Below are 26,206 nucleotides of genomic sequence, written 5' to 3' on the forward strand. Positions count from 1 at the left end.
AAAAGGCCCCGCCGGATCGGCGGGGCCTTTTGTCATCAAGGCGAGGCGCCTCAGTGCGGCTTTTCGGTCCAGCGGGCCTTGGCCTCGTCCTTGGTCAGGTTCAGGTGGACGTGCTTGTCGTCCACGCGCTCGACCCAGCTGACCGGGATCATGTGGTGCTTGAAGCCGCCGGCCAGATCCATCTTCGCCAGTTCGATCTGGTCGCCCAGAACGTGGTCCACGCGGCCGACGTGCCCGCCGTCCGAACCGACCACTTCCAGGTGTTCCTTGATGAGGGAGGCGTCTACCATGATGTTTCCTTTCGTTGCCTGTCCCCAGAATGCTTTGGGCGGCGACGGGTTTCGAACGGCGGAGCTTGAGCATGGGCGAAATCGTCAACCTGAACCGCGCGCGCAAGGCGCGGGACAAGGCCAAGGACAAGGCGCGCGCCGCCGCCAATCGCGCGGCTCACGGGCGAACGGCAGCGGAGAAGAAGACCGCTCGAACCGAGCGTGAACGCGCGGAGCGTCACATCGACGGGCACAAGCGGGAGGATTGACCCCTCAGGCCTTGGGCGCGCGGATCAGCAAGACCTGCCCCGCCAGGACCAGGACCAGTCCGATCACGGCGCTCCACCCGAAACACGCGTCCTCGAACAGCACCGACACCCCCATGGCTATGGGCGGCGTCAGGGCGGAGATATAGCTGGCCTGGGCGTAGCCGCGATGGCGGGCGAGGGTGAAATACAGGGCGAAGGCCACGACCGAGCCCAGGATCGACAGGTGCAGCAGGGACAGCAGATAGGCCGCGCTGGGCTCGATCCGCCACTCCACCCCCGTCGCCACGCCGTAGAGCGCCAGCATCCCCGTGCCGTAGGCCATCGCCCAGGCGGTCGCCGGGATCACCGGGGCGCCCGCCTGCTGACCCCGCCAGGCGAACCAGTTGCCCAGCGCCGAGGCCATGACCGCGACCAGGGCGAAACCCACGCCCAGCGCAGGCGCCGCGCCGGCCCCCGCCCCCGACAGCTGGCCCAGCGACAGCACGGCGACCCCGACCACGCCCAGCGCGGCGCCCAGCCATGCGCCGGGCGCGGCCTTCTGTCTCACCAGGACGCGAAACAGGACCAGGTTGACGAAGGCCAGGGCGGCGAAGATCACCGCCACCACGGCCGAAGCGACGTTCTCCTCGGCCGCATAGACGAAGCCGTAGCTGACCGCGAAGACGAAGGCCCCCTGCCCCGCCGCGGCCAGGTGCTGGGCGCGATCCAGGCGCAGCGGCCGGCGGGTCGCCGCGCATCCGGCGAACAGCAGGGCCGCAGCCAGGCCGAAGCGCCAGACGATCGACGCGATGGGGTCGACCGGCCCCAGCTGCAGGGTTATGGCGAACCATGTCGTGCCCCAGATCAGGGCGCAGACGACGATGGCCAGGATGGCGGCGGATCGGCTCAAGACGGGAACTCCAAACGGCAAAGCTCGCTTAACATCAGTGTCGCCTCGGCGCCGCTCACGTCTTGCGCCCGACTGTGACACACTGAACCGAGCCACGGAGACCCCGATGCGTCATGCGCCGATGATATTGCCCGCCGCCCTCGTCCTGGCCGCCTGCGCCGCGACGCCGGGGCCGAATGCCTCTACTGGCATGACGACCGTCTCCGTCACCTCCACCTACCGGGAGCGCATCATGTTGCCTCCGGGCCATGTGCTGACGGTGCGGATCGAGGATGTCAGCCTGGCCGACGCCCCCGCCGTCGTGCTGGCCGAGACCCGCAAGCCGCTGGAGGGCGGGCCGCCCTACGCCGTGACGCTGGGCGTTCCCACCGGCCAGATCGATCCCCGCCACACCTACGCCGCCCGCGCCGACATCCGCGATGCGGACGGCCGGCTGGTCTTCGTCACGGACACCCGCCACGCCGTGCTGACGCAAGGGGCGCCCGCGTCGGCCGACATCATCCTTAAATCGGCTCGCTGATCGGGTGTCGGGGCTGACGAAACGATCGGTCGTTCTGGCCGGTCACGCCACCTCGGTGGCGCTGGAGCCCGAGTTTTGGGAGGTCCTGGACCGGGTGGCGAAATCGCGCGGCCTCAGCAAGGCCGGGCTGCTGGCCGAGATCGACGCCGGCCGGGGCCGGCGGCCGCTGGCCTCGGCCTGTCGCGTCCTGGCGCTTGAATGGGCCCGCCAGGGGGCGGATTAGGTCCTGTCCTCCGGCAGCACCCGCCCCATGCCCCACAGCGCCAGGGCGGTCAGCAGCGCCGCCGCCGACAGATAGCCGCCGACCGCCGCCGGCCCCCACGCCTGCGCCAGCTTCAGCGCGACATAGGGCGCCAGCGACGCCCCCAATATGCCTGCCAGGTTGAACGCCATCGACGCCCCGGTATAGCGCACCGCCGTCGGGAACGGCCGCGCCATCGCCGCGCCCAGCGGCCCGTAGGTGCAGCCCATCAAGGCGAAACCCAGGGCGAAGAAGATCAGCAGCCCGCTCAATCCGCCGTGCAGCAGGGGCGCGAAAAGGGCGCCGAACAGGCCGATGCCGATTGTGGAGGCGATCAGGACCCTGACCTGGCCGAACTTGTCCGCCGCCAGCGCGGTCACGGGGATCAGGGCGGCAAAGAACAGCACGCCGATCAGCTGGACCGGCAGGACGTCGGCCCGCGCCAGCCCCATGCCGGTCGTGGCCCATCCCAGGGCGAAGACGGTCATCAGATAGAACAGGACGAAGGTGGTCGTGGCGCCCAGCGTGCCCAGAACCAGCGCCGCCTTGTGCCGCTGAAACAGGCTGACGACCGGCGCGCGCACCCGCTCGTGGCGTTCCACCGCCGTCTTGAACTCGGGCGTCTCGGTGATCTTCATCCGCACCCACAGCCCCACGAACACCAGCACCGCGCTGGCCAGGAAGGGCGCGCGCCATCCCCAGCTCAGGAAGGCCTCCTCGCTGAGGCTGGCCGTCAGCAGGATGAAGGCGCTGGTCGACAGGATGAAGCCGATGGGTGCGCCCAGTTGCGGGAACATGCCGAACCAGGCCTTCTTTCCCGGGCGGCGCGTTCTCGGTCGCCAGCAGGACCGCCCCGCCCCACTCGCCGCCCAGTCCCAGCCCCTGGCCGAAGCGGCAAAGCGCCAGCAGCATCGGCGCGACCACGCCCGCCTGGGCGTAGGTGGGCAGAAGGCCGATCGCCACCGTCGACAGCCCCATCGTCAACAGGGCCGCCACCAGGGTGGCCTTGCGTCCCACCCGATCGCCGAAATGGCCGAACGCCACCGCCCCCACGGGGCGGGCGAAGAAGGCGATGGCGAAGGTGGCGAAGGACGACAGCGTCGAGGTCAGCGGATCGTCGCCGGGAAAGAACAGGGCGGGAAACACCAGCACCGCCGCCGTGGCGTAGATGTAGAAGTCGAAGAACTCGATCGTCGTGCCGATCAGGCTGGCGAACAGCACCCGACCGGTCGAGTTCCTGGGCAGGACGGCGTCGGCCATGGTTTCTCCCCTCTTATGCGCCTGCGATGCCCGCCCGGCGGGCGCGTCGTCAAGCGCGATCACGTCCCGCGCGGCTTGGCGCGGGTGGTGGGGGACGCCTCGGCGGGATTGTCCGGCCACGGATGGCGAGGATAGCGGCCGCGCATCTCGGACCGGACGGCCGCCCACGAGCCGGCCCAGAAGCCGGGCAGGTCCCGGGTCACCTGCACCGGCCGGCGCGCCGGCGACAGCAGAGCCAGCGTCAGAGGAACCCGCCCGCCGCCGACGGTCGGATGGGTCGTCACGCCGAACAGCTCCTGAACGCGGATGTCGACGCGCGGACCGCCCTCCGCCGCATAGTCGATGGCCGCCGAACCCAGCGGCGTGGTCAGCCGGACCGGCGCCAGCTCGTCCAGCCGGCGCTGCAAGTCCCACGGGATCAAGGCGCGAAGGCCGTCCGCCAGACGCGCGTCGGCGATCGTCTCCAGCGAACGCGCGCCGTCCAGAAGCGGCCACAGCCACGTCTCGCGCGCGGCCGCCAGGCCTGCGTCGGACACGTCCGGCCAGGCGTCGTCCAGCCCGCGCAGAAACGCCAGGCGGGCCCGCAGCGCCGTCGACTGCTCGCCCCAGCGCAATCCCGCCAGCCCCTCAGCCTCCACCTCGGCGCGCAGGGCGGCGGCCAGCTGGGCCGCATCCGGGGCCCCGACGATCCTCTCGTCCAGCACGACGGCCCCGATGCGCCGGACCCGTCGGATCACCGGCCGGCCCGACGGCTCGCGCGCCAGGCGGTCCTCGGTCTCGATCAGGCGCGACAGGCGGGCGCGCAGCGTTTCCTCGTCCAGCGCGGCGGCCAGGCGGACCCGGTCGCGGGCGTCGCCGCCGCCCAGTTCGCCGACCGCCAGCCAGGTTTCGCGCGCGAGATGGTCTGCGGGGTCCAGCAGGGCGCCGCGTCCGCTGGCCAGCAGAAGTTCGCCCGGCCGGCCCTTGGCGCGCGCGATGCGCTCGGGAAAGGCCTCGGCCAGCAGCAGTCCTGGCTCGACCACGCGCCCGACGCCGCCGCCCGCCGCCTTGGCCCAGCGCCCGGCCAGCTTTTCCGCATCCTGCGCGCGCGGGGAACGATCGCGCGCCAACGCCGCCAGCCGGTCGGCCAGGTCGACGCTGGAGCCGCCCAGCCCCGGCTCGCTCAGCAGGGCGGCGATGCGGGCTCCCGTCAGGGCGTCGCCGTCGTCCGAGGCGATGGCGACCATGTGCGCCAGCCGCGGCGACAGCGGGATGCGGGTCAGACGCCGCCCATGCGCCGTCAGCCCGCCGTCGGCGTCCAGCGCGCCCAGGCGGCCCAGAACCTTGCGCGCCTCCGCCATCGCCCCGGCCGGCGGCGGATCCAGCAACGCCAGGCCCTCGGTCGAGCGCGCGCCCCAGCGCGCCAGGTCCAGCGCCAGCCCGGTCAGGTCCGCCTCCTGGATCTCCGGCTTCTGATGTGGAACCAGGCCGCGCGTCTGTTCCTCGTCCCACAGGCGGTAGCAGACGCCCGGCTGGGTGCGGCCCGCACGGCCCCGCCGTTGCTCGGCCGAGGAGCGGCTGACCCGCACCGTCGCCAACCGGGTCAGGCCGCTGGACGGCTCGAACCGGGGCACGCGCGACAGGCCGCCGTCGATCACCACCCGCACCCCGTCGATGGTCAGGCTGGTCTCGGCCACCGAGGTCGCCAGCACCAGCTTGCGCCGGTCCGGCGCGGCCGGCGCGATCGCCCGGTCCTGCTCGGTCCGGTCCAGGCCGCCGTACAGCGGCACGACGTCCACGTTCGGCAGACGCAGCCGCTCGCCGACCAGACGGGCCACGCGGTGGATTTCGCCCTGCCCCGGCAGGAAGGCCAGGACGGAGCCTGTCTCCTCTCCCAGGGCGGTCAGGCAGGCGCGCGCCATCGCCTCCTCGAACCGTTCGGGCGGATTGCGGCCGAGATAGCGGGTCTGGACCGGATAGGCCCGCCCCTGCGCCTCTATCACCGGCGCGCCGCCCAGCAGGCGCGACACGCCCGCCACATCCAATGTGGCCGACATCACCAGCAGGCGCAGATCCTCGCGCAACGCCCCTTGCGTCTCGCGCGCCAGGGCCAGGCCCAGGTCGGCGTCCAGGCTGCGCTCGTGAAACTCGTCGAACAGGACCGCGCCGATCCCCTCCAGGCCGGGGTCGTCCAGGATCATGCGGGTGAAGACGCCCTCGGTGACGACCTCGATGCGGGTGCGGGGGCCGATGCGGCTCTGCAACCGGGTGCGATAGCCGACCTGGCCGCCCGCGCTCTCGCCCAGGACGGAAGCCATGCGGTCGGCGGCCGCGCGCGCGGCCAAGCGTCGCGGTTCCAGCACCAGGACCTTGCCGTCCCCCAGCCACGGCTGATCCAGCAGGGCCAGGGGAACCACGGTGGTCTTCCCCGCGCCGGGCGGCGCCGCCAGCACGGCCGTATTGGCCCCCGACAGGGCGGCCTTCAGCGGATCGAGCACGGCGTGGATCGGCAGCATCGGACGGCTCTAGCCCGGCGCGGGGCGATCACGAAAGCGTCGTCTGGCGTTAACCGCGCCGTCATCCGCGTTGCGCGGCCGGGCGTAGGCCGCTAGCGTCCCGCCCGACGCAGCGAGGGCTGCCGTAAAACGTGGGGGTAATTATGTGGCGCGTTAAGTCGCTCGACGCGATTCTGGCCACGGCCGAGAAGAAATCGCTTCACCGGTCGCTGGGTCCGATCCAACTGACATTGCTGGGCATCGGGGCCATCATCGGCACCGGCATCTTCGTGCTGACGGCCGCGGCCGCGCAGAAGGCCGGGCCGGGCATGATGATCAGCTTCGTCATCGCCGGCGCGGTCTGCGCCGTGGCGGCGCTCTGCTATTCGGAACTGGCCTCGATGGCGCCGGTGTCGGGCTCGGCCTACACCTACACCTACGCCGTCATGGGCGAGCTTCTGGCCTGGTGCGTGGGCTGGGCGCTGATTCTCGAATACGCCGTGGCGGCCTCGGCCGTGTCGGTCGGCTGGTCGGGCTATGTGCTGGGGCTGATCGAGAAAGGGCTGGGATCGACTTCCCGGACATGTTGTCGGCCGGACCCGCCTGGTCGATGAACGGCCTGATCCCGACGCCGGACTTCTCGGTCGGCCTGATCAATGTTCCGGCCATCATCGTGGCCCTGGCCGTCACCGGCCTGCTGATCATCGGCACCACGGAATCGGCGCGCGTCAACGCCATCCTGGTGGCCATCAAGGTCGTGGCCCTGACCATCTTCATCGCCCTGACCCTGCCGGTCGTCGAGACGGCCAATCTGTCGCCGTTCGCGCCCAACGGAATGTTCGGCGCCTATTCGGGCATGGGCATCGTCGGGGCCGCCGCCTCGATCTTCTTCGCCTATGTCGGCTTCGACGCCGTATCGACGGCGGCCGAGGAAACCAAGAATCCGCAACGCAACGTGCCCATCGGCCTGATCGGCTCGCTGGCCTTCTGCACCGTCTTCTACCTGCTGGTCGCGCTGGGCGCGGCGGGCGCCATCGGCGCGCAGCCGGTCCTGGCCGCCGACGGTTCGGCCGTCCAACCGGGATCGGCCGCCTTCATGGCCGCCTGCGCCCTGACCGAGAACGCCGACCGGCTGGTCTGCTCGAACGAAGCGCTGGCGCATGTCCTGCGCGTCATCGGGCACCCGCAGGTCGGCAACGCCCTGGGAACCGCCGCCTTGCTGGCCCTGCCGTCGGTCATCCTGATGATGATCTTCGGCCAGACCCGCATCTTCTTCGTCATGGCGCGCGACGGTCTGCTGCCGGAAGGCCTGACCAAGATGCATTCCAAGTGGAAGACGCCCTACATCGTGACCCTGTTCACCGGCATCGCGGTGGCCATCGCCGGCGCCTTGTTCCCCGTCGGACAGCTGGCGGACATCTCCAACTCGGGCACGCTGTTCGCCTTCTTCATGGTGTCGATCGCGGTGCTGATGCTGCGGGTCAAGGATCCGAACCGTCACCGGCCGTTCAAGACGCCGGCGGTCTGGGTCATCGCGCCGCTGTCGGCCCTGGGCTGCCTGGCGCTGTTCTGGAACCTGCCCCACGACGCCAAGATGGTCTTGCCCATCTGGGGCGCCATCGGCCTGGTGATCTATTTCATCTACGGCTTCCGCAAGAGCCACGTGGGCCGCGGCATCGTCGATGTGCCGGAACTGTCCCCGGACGCGCCTCCGGGACCGGTGCCGCCGATGCCGGGCGCGCCCGCGCCGGGCTCGGACGAAGAGCGCCGATAACGACGGAAGGCGGCCTTCGGGCCGCCTTCTTTTTTGGCCCTTGCATCCCTATTGAAGAGGCCATGAGCCAGTCCTCGCCCATCGGCGTCTTCGTCACGCCCGTCACGCCGCTTCAGCAGAACTGCACGACCGTGTGGTGCGCCGCCACCAACAAGGCCGCCGTGATCGATCCCGGCGGGTCGGTCGATGCGGTGCTGGGCGAAGTCGCGCGGCGGGGGCTGACCCTAGACCAGATCTGGATCACCCATGCGCACCTGGACCACGCCGGGGGCGCCGCGGAGATGCAGGAGAAGGCCGGGGCCAAGATCATCGGCCCCCAGGCCGCCGATCAGTTCTGGATCGACCGCATCGTCGAATCGGGTCGGATGTACGGCTTGCCGGACGCGCGTCCCTTCACCCCCGATCGGTGGCTGGAGGACGGCGACACCGTCGCCCTGGGCGAAACGGTGTGGGAGGTGCGCCATTGCCCGGGACACACGCCCGGCCATGTCGTCTTCTTCAATCGCGCCGCCCGCTTCGCCCAGGTCGGCGACGTCCTGTTCAAGGGCTCGGTCGGCCGCACCGACTTTCCTATGAGCGACCCGCCGGCCCTGATCCGCTCGGTGGTCGACAAGCTGTGGCCGATGGGCGACGACGTGACCTTCGTGCCCGGCCACGGGCCGATCTCGACCTTCGGGGAAGAGCGGCGCGCCAATCCGTTCGTCTCGGACGCCGCTCTCAGGCGCGCTCCGCTGACGCGCCCCGCCAGCGGCCCGGCTTAACGCCGCAGCAGCATCCCCAGGATCACGCCGATCCCCAGGGCGTAAAGCGTCGCGCGCTCGGGCGACTGGCGGATCCGCTCGCGGGCCTGGACGACGCCGTCCTCGACGCCTTCACGCAGGCGGGCCGCGTCGGCCTTTACGGCGCCGCGCAGGGAGTCCGGGCGATCGAAGCTGCGGCGTTCGCCGGCGGCGATCATCTCGTCGGCCGCGACATCCAGCCGATGGGTCAGGCTGTCGTCTTCCAGAACGATGTCGTCGGGGCTGGCCGGGGCGATGGGGGTCTGGGTCATGCTGAAATCTCCGCTGGTCTGTCGAGCGATCAACCCCCGGCCCCGGCGCGGGTTCCCGCTCAGGTGACCTGCCGCTTCTCCAGCTTGCGCGCCAGGGTGCGGCGGTGCATTCCCAGCCGGCGCGCCGTTTCGGAGATGTTGAAGTCGGTTTCGGCGAGCACCTCGTGGATGCGTTCCCATTCCAGCGTCTTGATCGACGTCGGACGCGCACCCAGCGGCGCGGCGGCGTCGCCTTCCGCCCGGCCGAAGGCCGCCTCTATGTCGTCAGTGCTGGCGGGCTTGGCCAGATAGTGGCGCGCGCCCAGCTTGATGGCCTCGACCGCCGTGGCGATGCTGGCGAAACCGGTCAGGACGACGATGTTCATGCCCGGGTCAAAGGCGTGCAGACGCTCCACGCAGCTCAGGCCGGACGCGGCGCCCAGCTTCAGGTCGACCACGGCGTACCCCGGCCGGCGCGTCTTCAGTACCATCTCCATCGCCTCGGGGCCCGCGGCGACCAGTACGGTGTAGCCGCGCCGTTCGAACGAGCGCCGCAGGGTGGACGAAAAGGATTCGTCGTCCTCGACGATCAGCAACAGGCGGCTCTCATCGGCCATCGTCCGTCTCCTCGTTCGGCGTCAGCGACGCCAGCGGCAGGCTCAGGCGGACCTCGCCGCCGCCGGCCGGCGGGTTGCCCGCCTCGACCGATCCGCCCAGCGAGCGGATGACATTCACCAGCAGGAACAGCCCCAGTCCAGCCCCGGGCCGCGGTTTGGTCGAGGTGTAGGGCTGTCCCAGCCGCGCCAGCACGTCCGGGTGGAACCCCGGCCCGTCGTCGCGCACGTCGATCCGCAGCACCTCGTCGACCATCCGGGTCGAGATCACGACATGACGCGCGCCCGCCTCGGCGGCGTTGTCGAACAGCACGCCCAGCACCTGGCGCAACGCCGGATCGGCGATGATGACGGGATCGAAGGCCAGGCCGTCGCGGACCTCGGCGCGCACCTCGCCGCCGTTCCAGCCCTCGACCACCCCGGCCAGGAAGGCGCGCACGGTGGTGCGTTCGGGCGCCTGGCCCCGCGCCTCGCCCGCGGACATCAGAATGCCGGTGACGATGGCCTTGCAGCGTTCGACCTCGGCGCGCATCACCGTCATGTCCTGAACCAGGTCCGGGTCGTCCGCCAGGGCCGGCATCCGCTTCCAGTCGCTCAGGATCACCGACAGCGAGGCCAGCGGCGTGCCCAGCTCGTGCGCCGCGCCGGACGCCAGCAGCCCCATCCGCACGATGTGGTCGTGCTCGATCGCCTGCTGGCGCATGGCCGCCATCGCCGCGTCCCGCTCACGCAGATTCGCCGCGATCCGGGTGACGAACAGCACCAGCAGCACCGCCATCAGGACGAAGCTGATCAGGCTGCCCTGCAGATACAGGCTCAGCAGCGCGTCCTCGCGCGTGGGCGGCAGGGCCAGCGGCTGGTTGTGCAGCCCCAGGGCCGCGAAACACAGGCTGGTCGCCGCGATCAGCGCCCAGGCGTAGGCCGGGGCCAGCATCACCGCGCCCAGCACGACCTGCAGCAGATACAGCGATACGAACGGATTGGCCGGTCCCCCGGTCAGGTAGAGCTGCCAGGTCAGGGCCGCGACATCGAACACCAGCGCCAGCATCAGTTCCCGATCCGACACCCCCTGCCGACGCGCCACGACGGGCGCGCTGACCAGGTTCAGCACCGCCAGCGCCGCCGGCGCCGCCAGCAGCCAGAACAGCGGTAGCGGGATCTTCATGGCGTAGTGGACGATCAGGATCGTGGCCACCTGCCCGGCGGCCGCCAGCCAGCGCAACTGGATCAGCAGCAGCAGGTTGCGCCGGTTCGCGCCGTCGTGCGACGCGACCTGCTCGCGCCAGCCGCCTAGCCCCAGCAGCCGCTCGACGCCCGAGGTCACGCCCGCCTCCGCCGCCGCTCGCGCACGAAGACGCCGAACCCGACCAGCGTCAGCGCGGCCATGCCGAACCACGTCAGGGCGTAGATCAGGTGGCTGTTGGCGAAGCGGATCACGGTCAGGCCGCCTCGGGGCCAGGCGTCCGGCGCGCCCGCCTCGGCGTCGATGAAATAGGGCGCCGCGTCAGCCAGGCCCTTGGCCCGGGCGATCGCGTCCACGTCGCGCGAGAACCAGCGGTCCGCCGCGGGGTCGTTGCGGCGCAGGAACCCGCCGCCCGGCTCGGCCATGCGCAGCAGGCCGGTGACCGACTGCGGCCCTCGCGGCGTCGGGCGGCTGGCGCGATCACGGCGCTCGGGCGGAATGAAGCCGCGGTTGACCAGAACCACGAACCCCCGGTCCGTGCGCATCGGCGTCATCACCCAGAAGCCGCCGCCCAGGTCCGTGACCGCCTGCACCAGGGTCTCGCGGTCGTTCAGGAAGACGCCGTGGACGCTGACCCGCCGGTACGGGTCGTCCGTGGGGTTCACGGCGGGCCATTGCGCCGGACCCGGCGCGGGAACGGGCGCGGCGTGGACCCGGGCGTCGACCTGGGCGATCAGTTCGGTCTTCCAGGCCAGTCGCTGCAGTTGCCAGACGCCCAGGGCGACGAAGCCGGCGAACAGCAGCGCCGCGCCGACGCCGGCCCATCCCAGGGCGGAGGCGCGGCGCGGCGGACGGGTCCGATCGGACGTGATGGCGGGCTCCTGCGGTCGAGGCTCAGCCGACCATCTGCGTCATGTCGTGGGTCGGCATCATGTTGGTGTTCAGGTGGTACATGACCCACAGCGAACCCGACAGGGCGATGACCACCACGATGATGGTGAAGATCAGCGCCAGCATGGTCCAGCCGCCCTCGGACTTGGAGTTCATGTGCAGGAAGTAGATCATGTGCACGACGATCTGCACCACCGCGAAGCCCATCACGATCAGCGCCGTCGCCTGGGTCGGCAGCACGCCCGTCATCACCAGGGCGAACGGGATGGCCGTTAGGATCACCGACAGCACGAAGCCGATCATGTAGCTCTTGAACGAGCCGTGATTGTGCGCCTCGTGACCCAGGTGGTCGACGTCGTGGGAGTCCGGCGAATGGTCGGAGTTGGCGGCGCTCATCGCAGCATCCCCAGCAGATAGACGAAGGTGAAGACGCCGATCCAGATGACGTCCAGGAAGTGCCAGAACATCGACAGGCACATCAGCCGGCGCTTGTTGGCGGGGATCAGCCCCTTCATGCTCACCTGCACCATCAGCGTCACCAGCCAGATAATGCCGAAGGTGACGTGCAGGCCGTGGGTGCCAACAAGCGTGAAGAAGGACGACAGGAAGGCGCTGCGCTGGGGCGTTGCGCCCTCGTGGATCAGGTGGCCGAACTCGTAGAGCTCGATGCCCAGGAAGGCCAGGCCGAACAGGCCGGTGATCGCCAGCCACGCCAGGGTCTGGCGCTGGTTGTTGCGGTCCATCGCCAGCATGGCGAAGCCGTAGGTGATCGACGAGAACAGCAGCATGGCCGTGTTCAGCGCGACCAGTTCCAGGTCGAACAGCTCCTTGGGCCCCGGCCCGGCGGCGTAGTTGCCGCCCAGCACCCCGAACACCGCGAACAGCATCGCGAAGATCAGGCAGTCGCTCATCAGATAGAGCCAGAAGCCCAGCATGGTGCTGGCGCCTTCCTCGTGGTGCGGCTCTTCTTCCAGATAGAAGACGGTCTTGTCGTCCAGCGGGTTGGACGCGGTCTTGACGGCGGTCGCGCTCATGATCAGGCCTCCGTCGCCTTGAGGCGGCGTTCGAACGTCTCCTCGGTCTCGCGCACCTCATCGGCGGGGATGTGATAGTCGCGGTCGTAGTTGAAGGTGTGGGCGATCGACACGACCAGCACGGCCAGGAAGCTGAGCGCCGCCAGCCACCAGATGTACCAAACCAGCGCCAGGCCCATCACCAGGCACAGGCCCGAGATGATGACGCCTGTTCCCGTATTCTTTGGCATGTGGATGTCGCGGAAGCCCTTTGCGGGGCGCTTGTAGCCGCGCTTCTTCATGTCCCACCAGGCGTCGCTGTCATGGATGACCGGGGTGAAGGCGAAGTTGTAATCGGGCGGCGGAGAGGACGTGGCCCATTCCAGGGTGCGCCCGCCCCAGGGGTCGCCGTCCGTGTCGCGCAGCTTGTCGCGGTTCAGGATGCTGACGGCGATCTGGATCAGGAAGGCCAGGATGCCGACCGCGATGACGGCCGCGCCGATGGCGGCGATCACGAACCAGATCTGCAGCGAGGGGTCGTCGAACACCCGCATCCGGCGCGTCACGCCCATCAGGCCCAGCACGTACAGCGGCGCGAAAGCCAGCCAGAAACCCACGATCCAGCACCAGAAGCTGACCAGGCCCCACGTCTTGTCCAGCTTGAAGCCGAAGGCCTTGGGGAACCAGAAGTTGATGCCCGCAAACAGGCCGAACAGCACCCCGCCGATGATGACGTTGTGGAAGTGGGCGATCAGGAACAGCGAGTTGTGCAGCACGAAGTCGGCCGGCGGCACCGCCAGCAGCACGCCCGTCATCCCGCCGATCACGAAGGTCAGCATGAAGGCGACCAGCCACATCATCGGCAGCTCGAACCGGATGCGCCCCCGGTACATCGTGAACAGCCAGTTGAAGATCTTCGCCCCTGTCGGGATCGAGATGATCATGGTGGTGATGCCGAAGAAGCTGTTCACCGAGGCGCCCGAGCCCATGGTGAAGAAGTGGTGCAGCCACACCAGGTAGGACAGGATCGTGATGACGACCGTCGCATAGACCATGGACGTATAGCCGAACAGCTTCTTGCCCGAGAAGGTCGAGGCGACCTCAGAGAAGACGCCGAACAGCGGCAGGATCAGGATGTAGACCTCAGGGTGGCCCCAGATCCAGATCAGGTTCACGTACATCATCGGGTTGCCGCCGAAGTCGTTCGTGAAGAAGTTGGTCCCGACGTAACGGTCCAGCGTCAGCAGGGCCAGCACCGCCGTCAGCACCGGGAAGGACGCCACGATCAGCACGTTGGTGCACAGCGAGGTCCAGGTGAAGACGGGCATCTTCATCAGGCCCATGCCCGGCGCGCGCATCTTCACGATGGTGGCGATCAGGTTGATGCCGGACAGCGTCGTGCCCACCCCCGCGATCTGCAGGGCCCATATGTAATAGTCGACCCCGACGCCGGGGCTGTAGCCGATGCCCGACAGCGGCGGATAGGCCAGCCAGCCGGTGCGGGCGAACTCGCCCACGAACAGCGAGGCCATGATGATGATCGCCCCGGCCGTGGTCATCCAGAAGCTGAAGTTGTTCAGGAACGGAAAGGACACGTCGCGCGCGCCGATCTGCAGCGGCACGACGTAGTTCATCAGGCCCGTGACCAGCGGCATGGCCACGAAGAAGATCATGATGACGCCGTGGGCGGTGAAGATCTGGTCGTAGTGGTGGGCGTTCAGATAGCCCTCGGACCCGCCGAAGGCGATCGCCTGCTGGATCCGCATCATGATGGCGTCGGCGAAGCCGCGCAGCAGCATGATGATGCCCAGGATCATGTACATGATGCCGATCTTCTTGTGATCGACGGTCGTGAACCACTCTTTCCAGAGATAGCCCCAGAGCTTGAAGTAGGTCAGCGCGCCCAAGAGGGCGACGCCGCCCAGGGCGACGACGATCATGGTCACGACCAGGATCGGCTCGTGCAGCGGCAGGGCCTCCCAGGTCAGGCGGCCGAAGATCAGCGGGATCAGTTGGTCAGCGGACATCGTCGATCAATCAGGCGTTGGGAGCGGCGGACGCCGGCGCGGAAAGGGAAAGCGAGGCCATCGGCACGCCCGGCGGAACCAGCCCCATCCCCCTCAGCGGCGCCCGGTCGACGGGACCGCGCTCGGCGTTCTGGAGTTCGGAGCGGCGGGTGCGCTCGGCGGCGGCGGCGGCGGCCTGCAACGGCGTGCAGATGGTCATGACATAGCTGTCGTCCGAGCCGAAATAGGCCGGGTTGGAGCCGCGGCCGGCGTACTTATCGTAGATCAGCGGCATGGTGTTGCGCACCGAGGCCATGGTCAGTCCGCCCTTGCGGTCGATGTCCATCATCTCGCCCATGCACATCTTCCCGGGCTCGACGCACATGTTCAGGATGGCGTCCCACAGGCCGCCCTCGACGCTGGCGAAGTGCAGGGCCGGGACCTTCTCGCTGGGCTTTTCGAGCTCGAGATAGCGTTCGCGGTCCAGAGGCTGGCCGCCCTGGCGCACGCCGGCGATCCAGCGGTCGAACCCGGCCTGGTCCAGGCCGTGGAAGGCGAACCGCATGTTGGAGAAGCCGTCGCCGGAATAGTTGGCGGAAAAGCCCACATATTCGCCGGGGTGATTGATGACCGCGTGAAGCTTCGTCTCCATGCCCGGCATGGCGTAGATCTGGCCGGCCAGGGCGGGAATGTAGAAGCTGTTCATCACCGACGACGAGGTGATGTGGAAGCGGATCGGCCGATCCACCGGCGCGGCCAGCTCATTGACCGTGGCGACGCCGTACTGCGGATAGATGAACATCCACTTCCAATCCAGGGCGACCACATTGACCTGAAGCGGCTCGACCTGTTCGGCCACGGCCTGGCCCGGCTTGATGCGGTCCAGCGGGCGATAGGGATCCAGCAGGTGGGTGCCGGCCCAGGTCAGGGCGCCCAGGCAGATGATGATCAGCAGCGGGGCCGACCAGATCACCAGCTCCAGCGAGGTGGAGTGATCCCAGTCCGGCTCGTACTCGGCCGCCTTGTTCGATTCCCGGTACTTCCAGGCGAAGAAGACGGTCAGCGCCATCACCGGCACGATGATGAGCAGCATCAGCAGCGTGGAGATGACCAGAAGGTCGCGCTGCTGGCCGGCGATGTCGCCGGCCGGAGCCATCACCACCATGTCGCAGGCGGACAGCAGGGCCAGCACAGGCAAAATCATAAGCAGGCGCAAACGGCGCACGGGAGCTCCAATCTGTCGGCGTCGGACAAGGGGGAGGCGTCGCGACGGTTCAGGGGCGTTGTGGCGCGGCTCGTAGGATGGGTTCGCCGGGAACGACAGTGGACAATCTGTCCTATCCTCTCGAACGGCCTTTCGGCGCAAAGGGCGCGGTTCAATCCTGCGGCGATCCGCCGTATAAGTTGCCGAACTGGAGCGACCGGAGCTCATGACCGCCTCGACCCCTTCGTCAGAATCCCTGGAACGCGACGCCGCGCATATCAACACGCGGCATGGCAAGGTGGATGCGGGCGAAATCGCCATCGGCGTCATCATAGGCCGAACGTCCGAATTCTTCGACTTCTTCGTTTACGCCATCGCATCGCCTCGGTCGTGGTGTTCCCGCAGCTGATCTTCCCCTTCGCCGGCCCGGTGGGGGGCACGCTGCTGTCCTTCGCCGTCTTCGCCCTGGCCTTCCTGGCCCGCCCGCTGGGCACGGCCCTGTTCATCGCCATCGACCAGAAGTTCGGTCGCGGGGCCAAGCTGACGACCGCGCTGTTCCTGCTGGGCACCTCGACGGTGTCGGTGGCCTTCATCCCCGGGTACGAGACCGTCGGCCTGTGGGCGCCGGTGCTGCTGGCCATCACCCGCATCGGCCAGGGCGTGGCCCTGGGCGGCGCCTGGGACGGGCTGGCCTCGCTGCTGGCACTGAACGCCCCGGAGAACCGCCGCGGCTGGTACGCCATGGTGCCGCAGCTGGGCGCGCCGATCGGCCTTATCGTCGCCTCGGCCCTTTTCGCCTTCTTCCTGAACACCCTGTCCCCGGCCGACTTCCTGGACTGGGGATGGCGCTATCCGTTCTTCGTGGCCTTCGCCATCAACGTGGTGGCCCTGTTCGCCCGACTGCGGATCGTCGTCACGCCGGCTTTCCAGAAGCTGTTCGAGACGCGCGAGCTGCAGCCCGTTGCCGTCGCCCAGGCGGTCCGCGCCGAAGGCCCGCGCATCTGGATCGGCGCCTTCGCCCCGCTGGCCAGCTTCGCCATGTTCCACATGGTCACGGTGTTTCCGTTGTCCTGGATCTATCTGTTCACGCGCGAGACGCCGGTGCGCTTCCTGCTGATCGAGATGGTGGGGGCGGTGTTCGGCCTCTTGGCCATCCTGGCCTCGGGCGTCCTGGCCGATCGCTACGGCCGACGCACCCTGCTGGCGATCACCGCAGCCGGCATCGCCGCCTTCTCGGGCTTCGCGCCCCAGTTGCTGAATGGCGGTACGATAGGCGAACTGGTGTTCATGATCTCGGGCTTCATCCTGCTGGGCGTGTCGTTCGGGCAGGCGTCCGGCCCCGTGGCGTCCAGCTTCAGCCTGGCCAACCGCTACACCGCTTCGGCCCTGACCTCGGACCTGGCGTGGCTGTTCGGCGCCGGCTTCGCGCCGCTGGCGGCGCTGTGGATCTCCAGCCAGTTCGGCCTGATCGCGGCCGGCGCCTATCTGTTGTCCGGCGCGGTCTTCACGCTGCTGGCCCTGTGGCTGAACCGCGAACTGGCCCGCAGCGCCTCCGACAAGCAGCGGGGCGCCAAGGCGGCCTGATCGGCGCCGCCTCTCCCCTGCCCCCGACGCGACGACGCCGCCCGCTGGACTTCAGCGGGCGGCGTTTTCGTTTCCGTCGACGGGACGACCGGCCTCAGAACAGACCCGAGCCCTTGGGCAGTTCGTTGTAGCGATGGACCCGCATCGACAGAACGAAGGCGAAGCCGATCATCACCGTCATCATCGACGATCCGCCGTAGGACAGCAGCGGCATCGGCACGCCCACGACAGGCGCCAGCCCCATCACCATCGCCCCGTTGATCATCACGAACAGGGCGAAGAAGGCGGTCATCCCCGCCGCGCCGATGCGCCCGAAGTGGCTGTGGGCCAGCGAGGCGATGCGCAGGGCGATGATGATGACCCCGACATAGCACAGCAGCAGGAAGCACGAGCCGACGAAGCCGAACTCCTCGGCCACGGTGGAGAAGATGAAGTCCGTGTGGCGTTCCGGCAGGAATTCCAGCTGGCTCTGGCTGCCCAGGCCATAGCCCTTGCCCAGGATGCCGCCCGAGCCCAGGGCGATCTTGGACTGGATGATGTTGTAGCCGGTCCCGCTGGGGTCGCCTTCGGGGTTCAGGAAGGTCAGGATCCGATTGCGCTGATAGTCGTGCATCCCGAACATCACGAAGGGCGGGACGATGGCGATGGCGGCGGCGGCCAGGACGCCGATGATGCGCCAACTCAGCCCCGCCATGAACATGACGACCGCGCCGGTCAGGCCGATGATCATGGCCGACCCCAGGTCGGGCTGTTTGGCCACCAAGACGAAGGGCACGCCGATCATGGCCGCCGGAACGATCAGCTTCCAGCTGAAGCGCGCATCCTCGGCCGAATGGTTGTGGTACCAGCGCGCCAGCGCCAGCACCAAGCCCAGCTTGATGAACTCGGCCGGCTGGATCCGGATGAAGCCAAGGTTCAGCCAGTTCTTGGCGCCCGCCCCCACGGGTTGATACCCCAGCGGCGTGAATTCGATCATCAGCACCAGGATCAGCAGCACGCCGTACAGCGGATAGGCGGCGCGGAACCACCAGCGCGGATTGACCAGCGCCAGGGCCAGCATGACGACCAGCATGCCGACGAAGCGGATCAGCTGGTTCAGCGCCCACGGCTCCCACGAACCGCCGGCGATGGAATACAGCATGGCGACGCCCGAACCGGCGATGACGCCGACCAGGCCGACCAGACGCCAGTCGATCTCGGCGATCTTGCTGGACAGCCGCTCGCGCTGGCCGGGCCGCGTCAGGGCCGACGCCGTCATCGCGGATCCTCGGAATAATAGGGACGCGGTCCGGTGCGGGGCGCGCGGGGCGCGGCGCGGGATCGGGTTCGGCGATCTCCGGCGGGGGCGGCGCGGCCCCGGCCACGATGTCGTCGGACTCCGGCGGCCCGGTGGGCTCGGGCGGCGGCGGGCGCTCGATCCGCGCTCGCATGTCCGGATCCTTCAGCAGCACCGTGCGCATGACTTCACGGGCGCGCGGCGCGCCGGCGGTGGCCCCGCCCTTGCCGCCGTGCTCGATGATGACCGCCACGGCGTAGCGCGGCTCGTCGATCGGCGCGAAGGCCACGAACAGATTGTGGTCCTTCAGCGCCCAGATGTCGCTCTTGCGCGGACCCGAGCCATAGTCGCGCGACTGGGCCGTGCCGGTCTTGCCGGCCATCTGCAGGTCGCCCAGACCCAGCTGGCTCTGGCGATAGGCGGTGCCCGACCGGTCGTTGGCCACGGCGATCATGCCGCCGCGCACCAGTTGAAGATGCTCGGGCTTGAACGGCAGGTCGGGCGCCTCGGCGCCGCTGGGCCGATCGACCCCGCCGACTGACTTGATGAGCCGGGGCTGGAGCGCCTTCTTGGCGTTGGCCAGGCGCGAGGTCATGACCGCCAGCTGCAGGGCGTTGACGGTGATCGCCCCCTGGCCGATGGCGACCGAGGTGGTCTCGCCCGGATGCCAGACCGGATCGCGGGGGAAGGTGCGCGCCTTCCATTCCGTGCTGGGCAGCAGCCCCTTCTTCTGGTTGGCGATGCCGATGTCGAAGGTGTGCTCGAAACCCAGTTCGCGCGCCGTGTCGCGGATGCGGTCCACCCCGGCGCGATTGCACATGGCGTAGAAATAGACGTCGCACGAGTTCTTGATGGCGTCGTGCATGTTCTGCGCGCCGTGACGGCCCCAGCAGCGCTGGACCCGGTTGCCGGTGCGCCACGCGCCGTTGCACACCACCTTGATCTCGGGATCGACGCCCGCGGCCAGCAGCGCCAGGGCCGTCGTCGGCTTGAAGGTCGACCCCGGGGGGAAGGTCCCCCCAGCGCCTTGTCCAGCAACGGCTTGCGCTCGTAGTCGGCCAGGGCGCGATAGATGCGCGTGGGCACGCCGCTGACGAACAGGTTGGGATCGAACGACGGCGACGACACCATGCACAGGATGTCGCCGTTGCGAACGTCCATCACCACGCATGAGCCCGACTCGTCGCCCATCACTTCCAGCGCGCGGTTCTGGACGTCGGCGTCGAGGGTCAGCACCACCTCGGCGCCCGGCACGGCGGGGCGCGACCCGCCCACGTCCTCGGCCACCACCCGCCCGCGCGCGTCGACCTCGACCCGATTGCCGCCGGCCACGCCGCGCAGGTCCTCGTCCAGCGCCTTTTCGATCCCCTGCTTGCCGATGCGGAAGGCGGGGTTGAACAGCATTTCCGGCGGGTCCTTGCCCGCGTCGCGGATCGCCTTGACGTCGCGATCCGACACCTTGGCGACATAGCCGACCACATGGGCGAAGGCGCCGCCGAAGGGGTAGTATCGGGCCTCGTTCATATCGACCATCACGCCGGGCAGTTCGTTGGCGTACTGGTTGACCTTGGCGAACTCCTCCCAGCTGAGGTCGGACTTGACCGGCACCGGCATGAATTTGCGCGCCGCATTGACGTCGCGAATGATCGCGCGGCGACGTTCCATCGTGTCCGGCAGCAGCCGGCCCAGCAGGTCCAGCGTCTGGTCCAGATCCTTGGTCTCGTCGCGCACGATCAGCACGCGGAAGCTGGGCCGGTTGCCCGCCACCACCACGCCGTTGCGGTCCTTGATCAGCCCGCGCGGCGGCGGCACCAGGCGGAAGTTGAACTGGTTCTGCGTCGCCAGGGTCGCATATTCCTGGGCCTGGACGACCTGAAGCTGTCCCAGTCGCCCGACCAGGGCGGTGACGCCAAGCACGGTCAGTCCGCCCACCACGAAGGTTCGGCGCAGGAACGACCCCTGCCGCTCGTTGGCGTCGGCGAAGAAGATGGACGGTTCGCTGCTCATCGGAACCTCGTATCGCCGTCGTCGAACCGCTCGATCAGCCAGTGGGCCAGCGGATACAGCAACAGGGTCGGCGCCACCTGGCCCACCACGGGCAGGATGGCGGGCGGGTTGCCGGCCCGCAAGGCCACGATGGCGTAGGCCAGGACGAACGCCGCGACCACGCAGACCAGATACCAGGCGAAGCGCACCAACCCCTCATGCCCCGCCAGCAGGCTGCGCGAGGCCAGAACCGCTCCGTACACGCCCATGAGGCACAACGGCCAAAGGCCCAGCGGCCCGTTCCAGAACAGGTCCAGGAAAAGGCCCAGGGCGAACAGCATCGCCGCGCCCAGCATCGACGGCCGGATCAGGGGCCAGGCGAAGGCCAGGACCATCGGGATCACCGGCTCGGGCAACCTCAGGCCGAACAACTCTGCCGGCGTGGCCAGGATGACGGTGGCGGCGACGGCCGCCAGGGCCGGATAGATGATCCACTGCAGGGGCCCGACCACACGAACCGCGGCGGGGCGTCTCACGTCTCGTCCTCCGCATCCGGGCGGGCGGGCGCCGCGGCGGCCGGGGCCGCCTGAGGCGGGGTCTGGGCCTGGCCCTGCGCTTGCGCCTGCGGTCTGGGCTGGCCCGTAGAGGGACGGGTTTCAGCCGCGACGGGGCGCGCCGTCCGTCCTTGGGTCGGAGCCGGTGCGTTCGGGCGAGCCTGGCCCTGAGGCTGAGCCTGAGTTTGGGCTTGGGCTTGGGCCTGCTGGGCGGCGCGCAGGCGCTCGGCCTGTTCCGCCTGCGCCACGGCCAGTCGGGTGCGCTCGGCCTGGGCCTCGGCCTCGGCGCGGCGGCGGGCCGCCACGTCCGCGATCTGGGCGGCCTGTTCCGGCGTCGGCTCCGGCGCCGTGGTCAGGCCGGCCAGGGGCGGCGCGTTCAGGGCTTCCGGGCTTACCAACTGCGCGAAGTTCTGGAACAGCAGGATGCGGACGTAGTCGATGGGGCCGCGATCGCTGAACAACTTGACGCGCCAGGCGCCGTCGACGCCTCGCGCCACCACGCCCACCGGCAGGCCGCGCGGCACCCCGCCGCCGTCGCCCGACGACAGCACCCGGTCGCCCGGCTGCAGGGCGCCGGCGCCGCGCACATAGTCCAGACGGGGATTCTCGCCGCCGTCGCCCACCAGCATGGCGCGCGTGTCCGTCCGCTCGATCAGCACCGGCACGCGCGAGGCCACGTCGGTCAGCAGCACCATGCGGCTGACGCCGCCGGTCACGCCGGTCACGCGCCCGGCCAGGCCGAACTCGTTCATCACCGGATTGCCGATCCGCACGCCCTTGGCCTGGCCCGCGTCCAGCAGCCGAGCGCGCGCGAAGGGACCGCGCACGTCCGAGATCGCGCGCGCCGTCACCATCGGCATCGGCGGTTCGGTCCGCAGGCCCATCATGGCCTCGTAGCGGCCGTTGACGTTCTTCAGGGCGATGGCCTCGTCGCGCCAGGCGCGCAGGTCCGCGATCTCGGCCTTCAGCCGGCGGTTCTCGGAGACGGCGAAGAAATAGCCGCCGATGTAGTCGCCGACCGCCCCGACCCAACGCACGGGGGCGGACAGCACCCCGCCCGCCGGCGCCGCCACGGCCTCGGTTCCGCTGCGCAGCGCGCCATAGGCGGATACGCCGTCATCGGACCGGCGGTCGGTCGCCAACAGCAGGATGGCGCCGACGATGGCCACCACGACCACGACGGCCGCCGTCCACGTCAGCGGGACCTTGAGGTTCTCGAAAGGGCCGTCGCGAAACGCCACGGGCGACCTACCAATCAGGAAAATGGAATCGGTGGACGCCTTCCACCGCCGGAGGCCAGCCTATCGCAAAATCGCGGCGGGAATAAAACCGCGATCACGAAGGCCTTATCGGGACTGCGCGGCCTCAGAAGGCCGCGTCGAGCACGCCCTTCATCCAGCGCGGATGCTCCAGCACGCGCCCGCAGCCCACGGCCACGCACGACAGCGGATCGTCCGCCACCGAGACCGGCAGGCCGGTGTGGTCGCGGATCTCGACGTCCAGACCGCGCAGCAGCGCGCCGCCGCCGGTCAGCATGATGCCCTTGTCGGCGATGTCGGCGGCCAGTTCCGGCGGCGTCGCCTCCAGCGCCACCTTCACGGCCTCTATGATCTGGGTGACCGGCTCGGCCAGGGCCTCGGCGGCCTGGCGCTCGCTGATGCGCACCTCGCGCGGCACGCCCTGCATCAGGTCGCGGCCCTTGACCTCGATCGACAGGCCTTCGCCGTCGGCCGGGATGCGGGCGGTGCCGATGTCCTTCTTGATGCGCTCGGCGGTCGTCTCGCCGATCAGCAGGTTATGGTTGCGACGCATGTAGCTGATGATGCTGTCGTCCATCTTGTCGCCGCCGACGCGGACCGAGCGCGAATAGACGATGCCCGACAGGGACAGAACGGCGACTTCCGTCGTGCCGCCGCCGATGTCGACGACCATCGAGCCGGTCGGCTCGTGGATCGGCAGGCCCGCGCCGATCGCGGCGGCCATCGGCTCGTCGATCAGGCCCACGCGGCGCGCGCCGGCGTTCAGGCAGCTGTCGTTGATGGCGCGGCGTTCGACCGCCGTGGCGCCCGACGGCACGCAGACGATGATCTTGGGGTTCACGAAGCCCTTGCGGTTATGCACCTTGCGGATGAAGTGCTTGATCATCTCCTCGGCGACCTCGAAGTCGGCGATGACCCCGTCCCGCATCGGGCGGATGGCTTCCATGTGGCCGGGCGTCCGGCCCAGCATCTGCTTGGCCTCTATGCCCACGGCGTGGACGATCTTGCGCCCGCCGACGTTTCTCAGCGCCACGACCGACGGCTCGTTCAGCACGATGCCCTTGCCCTTCTGGTAGATCAGGGTGTTGGCGGTGCCCAGGTCCATCGCGATGTCGTTGGAGATCGCGCCGAAGAGGGAAAAGCTCATGGGAAAGGATACCGTATGTTCTGGGCCGAGGGCGTCTTTGTTCGCAGTCGACCTGGCGACGCCCACACGATGGGGATCCCCTTCCCCGTCCGCGTCCTGATCGTCTTCGCCACGCCTACCGGAAGCCCGTTTGCCCGCATGCGGAGACGATGGCAAGCCCCGATAACGGCCTCGTCAGCTTGGCCGTTCACGGCTTCGCGACGGGCTCAGGCGGCCCGGTTCGCTCGCCCCTGCGCCAGCGGGTAGAGTTCGCGCTCCTCGCGTTCCACCCGCCGCGCGACCGCGCCCATCAGATTGTGCGTCGCCGAGGCGAACCGGGCCGGCGCGCGCTGGATGGCCTCGACCGTCCACAGGGCCAGATGCCCCGCCCAGACCTGGGCGATGCCGCCCATCTCCTCGACGCAATCCAGGGCCAGGGCCCGCGTGGCCGGATCGTCGCTGTCGGAAAGCAACGGCATGACCGAGCGATCTTCCAGTTCGAGATGCGCCCCCAGCACGCGGTCCAGCCGCTCCAGCAGCGTGCGGGCCTCCGTCGCGTCCTCGCGCGTGCGAATCTTGCCGACCAGGCCGACCAGGTCGCTGGCCAGGCGGATGATCGCCTGATGTTGCCCGTGCAGTTTCCGGAAATCCATGATGACGCCGGCTCCTCTCGGCTCGCAGATTTCGCAGGGCGGGATGAAGGGCGGATAAATCGCTGATTAGGGGATAATCCGGATCAGTCTCCGCGCGCAGCTTCGCGGCGTCGCACCACTTCGCGCACCGCCAGCATCAGGCCGAGCCAGGCCAGGGCCACCCCCGCCAATATGGCCGAGGTCCACACCCCGTCGCCGCTCACGGCCGTCATGAACGAGCCCCCGAAGAAGGCGACCAGCGCCGTCTTGGGCAGCACGCCCAGGGCGCAGCCGGCCAGGAACAGCGGAAACGACGCTCGCGCCGCGCCGAAGGCCATGTTGACCACGATGAAGGGCGCCGAGGGCACGTTGCGGATCATGAAGCTGGCGTAGAAGGCGTTCTTGCCCACGAACCGGGTCAGCCGCCCGACCGTTCGCCCGCCGTGCCGCTCCAGCAGCCCCGCGCCGTCGGCCCCCGCCCCATCCAGTAGGTCAGGCCGGCCGAGGCGATCGTCGCCACCCAGCTGTAGAGAAAGCCGTACCACGGGCCGAAGGCCACCACGCAGGCGGCGATCAGGATGAACTGCGGCGCGCCGAATACGGCGGCCACGCTGAACACGACCACGGCGGCCGGCAGTCCCCACGGCCCGTGCCTGAACCCGCCCAGCCACGCTTCCAGCCGCGTCTCGGCGTCAAGGCCCAGTTGGCTCTTGCCGACGGCGAACAGGGCGATCATCGCGCCGAGCAGCAGCGCCGTCGCCAGCACGGCGCGCCAGCGTCGCGCCTCCATGTTGGACAGAAAGTCGACGATCCACCGCATCAGGGCGCGCATATCACCCGATCCGCACATTAGCGAGCCGCCATCCATTGTCCCGGCGGGCCACGCCGCGTAAGAAACCGCGCCTCCCCGGCACGAAACTTCCAAATCGACGGGAATATCATGTCCAGCCTGCAATCCTCCGCCCTCGCCCGCGTCAAGCCGTCGGCCACCATCGCGGTGACCGCCCAGGCGCGGAAGCTGAAAGCCGAGGGTCGCGACGTGATCGGGCTGGGCGCCGGAGAACCGGACTTCGACACGCCGGACAACATCAAGCAGGCCGCCATCGACGCCATCAATCGCGGCGAAACCAAATACACCGACGCCGACGGCATGCCCGAGCTGAAGAAGGCCATCGCCGCCAAGTTCGCGCGCGAGAACGGCCTGACCTACGACGTGTCGCAGATCCACGTGGCGCCCGGCGGCAAGCCGGTCATCTTCAACGCCCTGGTCGCGACGCTGAACCCGGGCGACGAGGTGATCGTGCCCGCCCCCTACTGGGTGTCCTATCCGGACATGGTCCTGCTGGCCGGCGGCGAGCCGGTCACGGTCGTCGGCGAGGAAAAGGACGGCTTCAAGCTGCGCCCCGCCGTGCTGGAAGCCGCCATCACGCCCCGCACCCGTTGGCTGATCCTGAACAGCCCGTCCAATCCCACCGGCGCCGCCTACACGCGCGCCGAACTGGAGGCCCTGGCCGAGGTGCTGCGCCGCCATCCGCACGTCTGGGTGCTGACCGACGACATGTACGAGCACCTGGTCTATGGCGACTTCGAATACACCACCATCGCCCAGGTCGCGCCGGACCTGATCGACCGCACCCTGACGGTCAACGGCGTCAGCAAGGCCTACGCCATGACCGGCTGGCGCATCGGTTATGCGGGGGGTCCCAAGCCGCTGATCGACCTGATGCGCAAGGTCGCCAGCCAGACGACCTCCAACCCCGCCAGCATCAGCCAGTGGGCGGCGGTCGAGGCGCTGAACGGGCCGCAGGACTTCATGGCCGAACGGCGCGACGCCTTCGAGAAGCGTCGCGACCTGGTCGTCTCCATGCTGAACCAGGCGTCGGGGATCACCTGCGCGACGCCCGAGGGCGCCTTCTACGTCTATCCGTCCATCGCCGGCCTGATCGGCAAGACGACAGACGGCGGCGTCGTCATCGACGGCGATTCGACCTTCGCCGCCGAGCTGCTGAACGCCGAGGGCGTGGCCGTGGTCCAGGGCGAGGCCTTCGGCCTGTCGCCCTATTTCCGCATCAGCTACGCCACCTCGGACGCCGTGCTGGAAGAGGCCTGCAGCCGCATCCAGCGCTTCGCGGCCTCGCTGCGCTGATCGAAC

22 protein-coding genes and 7 pseudogenes are annotated in these 26,206 nt (G+C 69.2%); 7 read left to right on the forward strand and 22 right to left on the reverse strand.

Features of this window, described 5'->3' with window-relative positions:
* Positions 1–50: 50 nt before the first annotated feature.
* A complete protein-coding gene (locus MU852_RS01230; RefSeq protein ID WP_249750683.1) occupies positions 51–290 on the reverse strand; it encodes a DUF2171 domain-containing protein in 240 nt (79 codons plus the stop codon).
* A gap of 71 nt (positions 291–361) precedes the next feature.
* On the opposite strand from MU852_RS01230, the gene MU852_RS01235 reads away from it, so the two are divergent.
* The gene (locus MU852_RS01235; protein ID WP_249750684.1) at positions 362–538 is read left to right on the forward strand and encodes a DUF4169 family protein; all 177 of its coding nucleotides are present in this window, start codon (positions 362–364) and stop codon (positions 536–538) included.
* Between the two features lie 4 nt (positions 539–542).
* On the opposite strand, the gene MU852_RS01240 is transcribed toward MU852_RS01235, so the two are convergent.
* Positions 543–1,427, reverse strand: coding sequence for a DMT family transporter (locus MU852_RS01240; RefSeq protein ID WP_249750685.1), 885 nt, complete (start codon positions 1,425–1,427; stop codon positions 543–545).
* Between the two features lie 190 nt (positions 1,428–1,617).
* Here MU852_RS01240 and MU852_RS01245 point away from each other — a divergent pair, with 190 nt between their 5' ends.
* On the forward strand, positions 1,618–1,947 hold the full coding sequence (locus MU852_RS01245; protein ID WP_249750686.1) for a YbaY family lipoprotein: 330 nt from the start codon (positions 1,618–1,620) through the stop codon (positions 1,945–1,947).
* A gap of 4 nt (positions 1,948–1,951) precedes the next feature.
* Complete coding sequence (locus MU852_RS01250) at positions 1,952–2,170, forward strand: ribbon-helix-helix domain-containing protein (protein WP_249750687.1); 219 nt, start codon at positions 1,952–1,954, stop codon at positions 2,168–2,170.
* Here MU852_RS01250 and MU852_RS01255 read toward each other — a convergent pair.
* The 3 genes and pseudogenes from MU852_RS01255 to hrpB all read right to left on the reverse strand — a co-directional run.
* A pseudogene (locus tag MU852_RS01255) lies at positions 2,167–3,015 on the reverse strand (MFS transporter); the annotation flags it as partial. The gene MU852_RS01250 and the pseudogene MU852_RS01255 overlap by 4 nt on opposite strands.
* A gap of 40 nt (positions 3,016–3,055) precedes the next feature.
* Positions 3,056–3,448, reverse strand: a pseudogene (locus MU852_RS17635) (MFS transporter); the annotation flags it as partial.
* Positions 3,449–3,507: 59 nt separating this feature from the next.
* Positions 3,508–5,943 carry an ATP-dependent helicase HrpB gene (hrpB, locus tag MU852_RS01260; RefSeq protein ID WP_249750688.1) on the reverse strand — a complete coding sequence of 812 codons (2,436 nt, stop codon included), beginning with the start codon at positions 5,941–5,943 and terminating at the stop codon, positions 3,508–3,510.
* A gap of 143 nt (positions 5,944–6,086) precedes the next feature.
* On the opposite strand from hrpB, the pseudogene MU852_RS01265 reads away from it, so the two are divergent.
* Positions 6,087–7,696 (forward strand): annotated as a pseudogene (locus tag MU852_RS01265) (amino acid permease).
* Between the two features lie 62 nt (positions 7,697–7,758).
* On the forward strand, positions 7,759–8,457 hold the full coding sequence (locus tag MU852_RS01270) for an MBL fold metallo-hydrolase (protein ID WP_283843728.1): 699 nt from the start codon (positions 7,759–7,761) through the stop codon (positions 8,455–8,457).
* Here the strand turns inward: MU852_RS01270 and MU852_RS01275 are convergent.
* From MU852_RS01275 to cyoA, 8 genes are read right to left on the reverse strand one after another with little or no spacing between them, the layout of a single operon-like run.
* Positions 8,454–8,747: a hypothetical protein gene (locus tag MU852_RS01275; RefSeq protein WP_249750689.1), complete on the reverse strand. Its 294-nt coding sequence runs from the start codon at positions 8,745–8,747 to the stop codon at positions 8,454–8,456. The two genes, MU852_RS01270 and MU852_RS01275, sit on opposite strands and share 4 nt — an antisense overlap.
* Before the next feature lie 59 nt (positions 8,748–8,806).
* Entirely contained in the window at positions 8,807–9,343 is a 537-nt protein-coding gene (locus tag MU852_RS01280; RefSeq protein ID WP_249750690.1) for a response regulator transcription factor, read from the reverse strand.
* Positions 9,333–10,664: an ATP-binding protein gene (locus MU852_RS01285; protein ID WP_249750691.1), complete on the reverse strand. Its 1,332-nt coding sequence runs from the start codon at positions 10,662–10,664 to the stop codon at positions 9,333–9,335. The genes MU852_RS01280 and MU852_RS01285 overlap by 11 nt, the downstream gene beginning before the upstream one ends.
* Positions 10,661–11,395, reverse strand: a complete 735-nt coding sequence (locus tag MU852_RS01290) for an SURF1 family protein (RefSeq protein WP_347342364.1) — start codon at positions 11,393–11,395, stop codon at positions 10,661–10,663. The genes MU852_RS01285 and MU852_RS01290 overlap by 4 nt, the downstream gene beginning before the upstream one ends.
* A gap of 22 nt (positions 11,396–11,417) precedes the next feature.
* Entirely contained in the window at positions 11,418–11,810 is a 393-nt protein-coding gene (gene cyoD, locus MU852_RS01295) for a cytochrome o ubiquinol oxidase subunit IV (protein ID WP_249750692.1), read from the reverse strand.
* The gene (gene cyoC, locus MU852_RS01300) at positions 11,807–12,448 is read right to left on the reverse strand and encodes a cytochrome o ubiquinol oxidase subunit III (protein WP_249750693.1); all 642 of its coding nucleotides are present in this window, start codon (positions 12,446–12,448) and stop codon (positions 11,807–11,809) included. The genes cyoD and cyoC overlap by 4 nt, the downstream gene beginning before the upstream one ends.
* A 2-nt stretch (positions 12,449–12,450) precedes the next feature.
* Positions 12,451–14,454 carry a cytochrome o ubiquinol oxidase subunit I gene (cyoB, locus tag MU852_RS01305; RefSeq protein WP_249750694.1) on the reverse strand — a complete coding sequence of 668 codons (2,004 nt, stop codon included), beginning with the start codon at positions 14,452–14,454 and terminating at the stop codon, positions 12,451–12,453.
* Between the two features lie 10 nt (positions 14,455–14,464).
* Positions 14,465–15,625: a ubiquinol oxidase subunit II gene (cyoA, locus tag MU852_RS01310; protein WP_249750695.1), complete on the reverse strand. Its 1,161-nt coding sequence runs from the start codon at positions 15,623–15,625 to the stop codon at positions 14,465–14,467.
* Between the two features lie 238 nt (positions 15,626–15,863).
* On the opposite strand from cyoA, the pseudogene MU852_RS01315 reads away from it, so the two are divergent.
* Positions 15,864–17,221: pseudogene (locus tag MU852_RS01315) on the forward strand (MFS transporter).
* Positions 17,222–17,315: 94 nt separating this feature from the next.
* Here the strand turns inward: MU852_RS01315 and rodA are convergent.
* From rodA to MU852_RS01355, 9 genes and pseudogenes are all read right to left on the reverse strand, one after another.
* Entirely contained in the window at positions 17,316–18,479 is a 1,164-nt protein-coding gene (rodA, locus tag MU852_RS01320) for a rod shape-determining protein RodA (RefSeq protein WP_249750696.1), read from the reverse strand.
* Between the two features lie 259 nt (positions 18,480–18,738).
* A pseudogene (locus tag MU852_RS18065) lies at positions 18,739–19,668 on the reverse strand (penicillin-binding transpeptidase domain-containing protein); the annotation flags it as partial.
* Positions 19,669–19,787: 119 nt separating this feature from the next.
* Positions 19,788–20,504: pseudogene (locus MU852_RS18070) on the reverse strand (penicillin-binding protein 2); the annotation flags it as partial.
* Positions 20,501–21,019, reverse strand: a complete 519-nt coding sequence (locus MU852_RS01330; protein WP_249750697.1) for a hypothetical protein — start codon at positions 21,017–21,019, stop codon at positions 20,501–20,503. The gene MU852_RS01330 and the pseudogene MU852_RS18070, both read right to left, overlap by 4 nt.
* Positions 21,020–21,180: 161 nt before the next feature.
* Positions 21,181–22,278, reverse strand: a pseudogene (gene mreC, locus MU852_RS01335) (rod shape-determining protein MreC); the annotation flags it as partial.
* Between the two features lie 124 nt (positions 22,279–22,402).
* Entirely contained in the window at positions 22,403–23,443 is a 1,041-nt protein-coding gene (locus MU852_RS01340; protein WP_201215772.1) for a rod shape-determining protein, read from the reverse strand.
* Between the two features lie 206 nt (positions 23,444–23,649).
* Positions 23,650–24,075, reverse strand: coding sequence for a hemerythrin domain-containing protein (locus MU852_RS01345; RefSeq protein WP_249750699.1), 426 nt, complete (start codon positions 24,073–24,075; stop codon positions 23,650–23,652).
* Positions 24,076–24,158: 83 nt separating this feature from the next.
* Positions 24,159–24,464, reverse strand: coding sequence for a VTT domain-containing protein (locus MU852_RS01350; protein ID WP_249750700.1), 306 nt, complete (start codon positions 24,462–24,464; stop codon positions 24,159–24,161).
* Positions 24,465–24,472: 8 nt separating this feature from the next.
* Positions 24,473–24,886, reverse strand: coding sequence for a TVP38/TMEM64 family protein (locus MU852_RS01355; protein ID WP_249750701.1), 414 nt, complete (start codon positions 24,884–24,886; stop codon positions 24,473–24,475).
* Positions 24,887–24,994: 108 nt separating this feature from the next.
* On the opposite strand from MU852_RS01355, the gene MU852_RS01360 reads away from it, so the two are divergent.
* Positions 24,995–26,200, forward strand: coding sequence for a pyridoxal phosphate-dependent aminotransferase (locus tag MU852_RS01360; RefSeq protein WP_249750702.1), 1,206 nt, complete (start codon positions 24,995–24,997; stop codon positions 26,198–26,200).
* Positions 26,201–26,206 lie beyond the last annotated feature (6 nt).

It is taken from the genome of Brevundimonas albigilva (genome assembly GCF_023503965.1).
GTDB lineage: Bacteria > Pseudomonadota > Alphaproteobacteria > Caulobacterales > Caulobacteraceae > Brevundimonas > Brevundimonas albigilva.

What these genes read in the sequence shown, in the direction of transcription:
- cyoB (WP_249750694.1), bottom strand. Translation starts at nt 14,454, where the DNA reads ATGTCCGCTGACCAACTGATCCCGCTGATCTTCGGCCGCCTGACCTGG.
- cyoC (WP_249750693.1), bottom strand. Translation starts at nt 12,448, where the DNA reads ATGAGCGCGACCGCCGTCAAGACCGCGTCCAACCCGCTGGACGACAAG.
- cyoD (WP_249750692.1), bottom strand. Translation starts at nt 11,810, where the DNA reads ATGAGCGCCGCCAACTCCGACCATTCGCCGGACTCCCACGACGTCGAC.
- MU852_RS01275 (WP_249750689.1), bottom strand. Translation starts at nt 8,747, where the DNA reads ATGACCCAGACCCCCATCGCCCCGGCCAGCCCCGACGACATCGTTCTG.
- MU852_RS01355 (WP_249750701.1), bottom strand. Translation starts at nt 24,886, where the DNA reads ATGCGCGCCCTGATGCGGTGGATCGTCGACTTTCTGTCCAACATGGAG.
- hrpB (WP_249750688.1), bottom strand. Translation starts at nt 5,943, where the DNA reads ATGCTGCCGATCCACGCCGTGCTCGATCCGCTGAAGGCCGCCCTGTCG.
- MU852_RS01340 (WP_201215772.1), bottom strand. Translation starts at nt 23,443, where the DNA reads ATGAGCTTTTCCCTCTTCGGCGCGATCTCCAACGACATCGCGATGGAC.
- MU852_RS01280 (WP_249750690.1), bottom strand. Translation starts at nt 9,343, where the DNA reads ATGGCCGATGAGAGCCGCCTGTTGCTGATCGTCGAGGACGACGAATCC.
- MU852_RS01230 (WP_249750683.1), bottom strand. Translation starts at nt 290, where the DNA reads ATGGTAGACGCCTCCCTCATCAAGGAACACCTGGAAGTGGTCGGTTCG.
- MU852_RS01235 (WP_249750684.1), top strand. Translation starts at nt 362, where the DNA reads ATGGGCGAAATCGTCAACCTGAACCGCGCGCGCAAGGCGCGGGACAAG.
- MU852_RS01360 (WP_249750702.1), top strand. Translation starts at nt 24,995, where the DNA reads ATGTCCAGCCTGCAATCCTCCGCCCTCGCCCGCGTCAAGCCGTCGGCC.
- MU852_RS01345 (WP_249750699.1), bottom strand. Translation starts at nt 24,075, where the DNA reads ATGGATTTCCGGAAACTGCACGGGCAACATCAGGCGATCATCCGCCTG.
- MU852_RS01245 (WP_249750686.1), top strand. Translation starts at nt 1,618, where the DNA reads ATGACGACCGTCTCCGTCACCTCCACCTACCGGGAGCGCATCATGTTG.
- MU852_RS01270 (WP_283843728.1), top strand. Translation starts at nt 7,759, where the DNA reads ATGAGCCAGTCCTCGCCCATCGGCGTCTTCGTCACGCCCGTCACGCCG.
- rodA (WP_249750696.1), bottom strand. Translation starts at nt 18,479, where the DNA reads ATGACGGCGTCGGCCCTGACGCGGCCCGGCCAGCGCGAGCGGCTGTCC.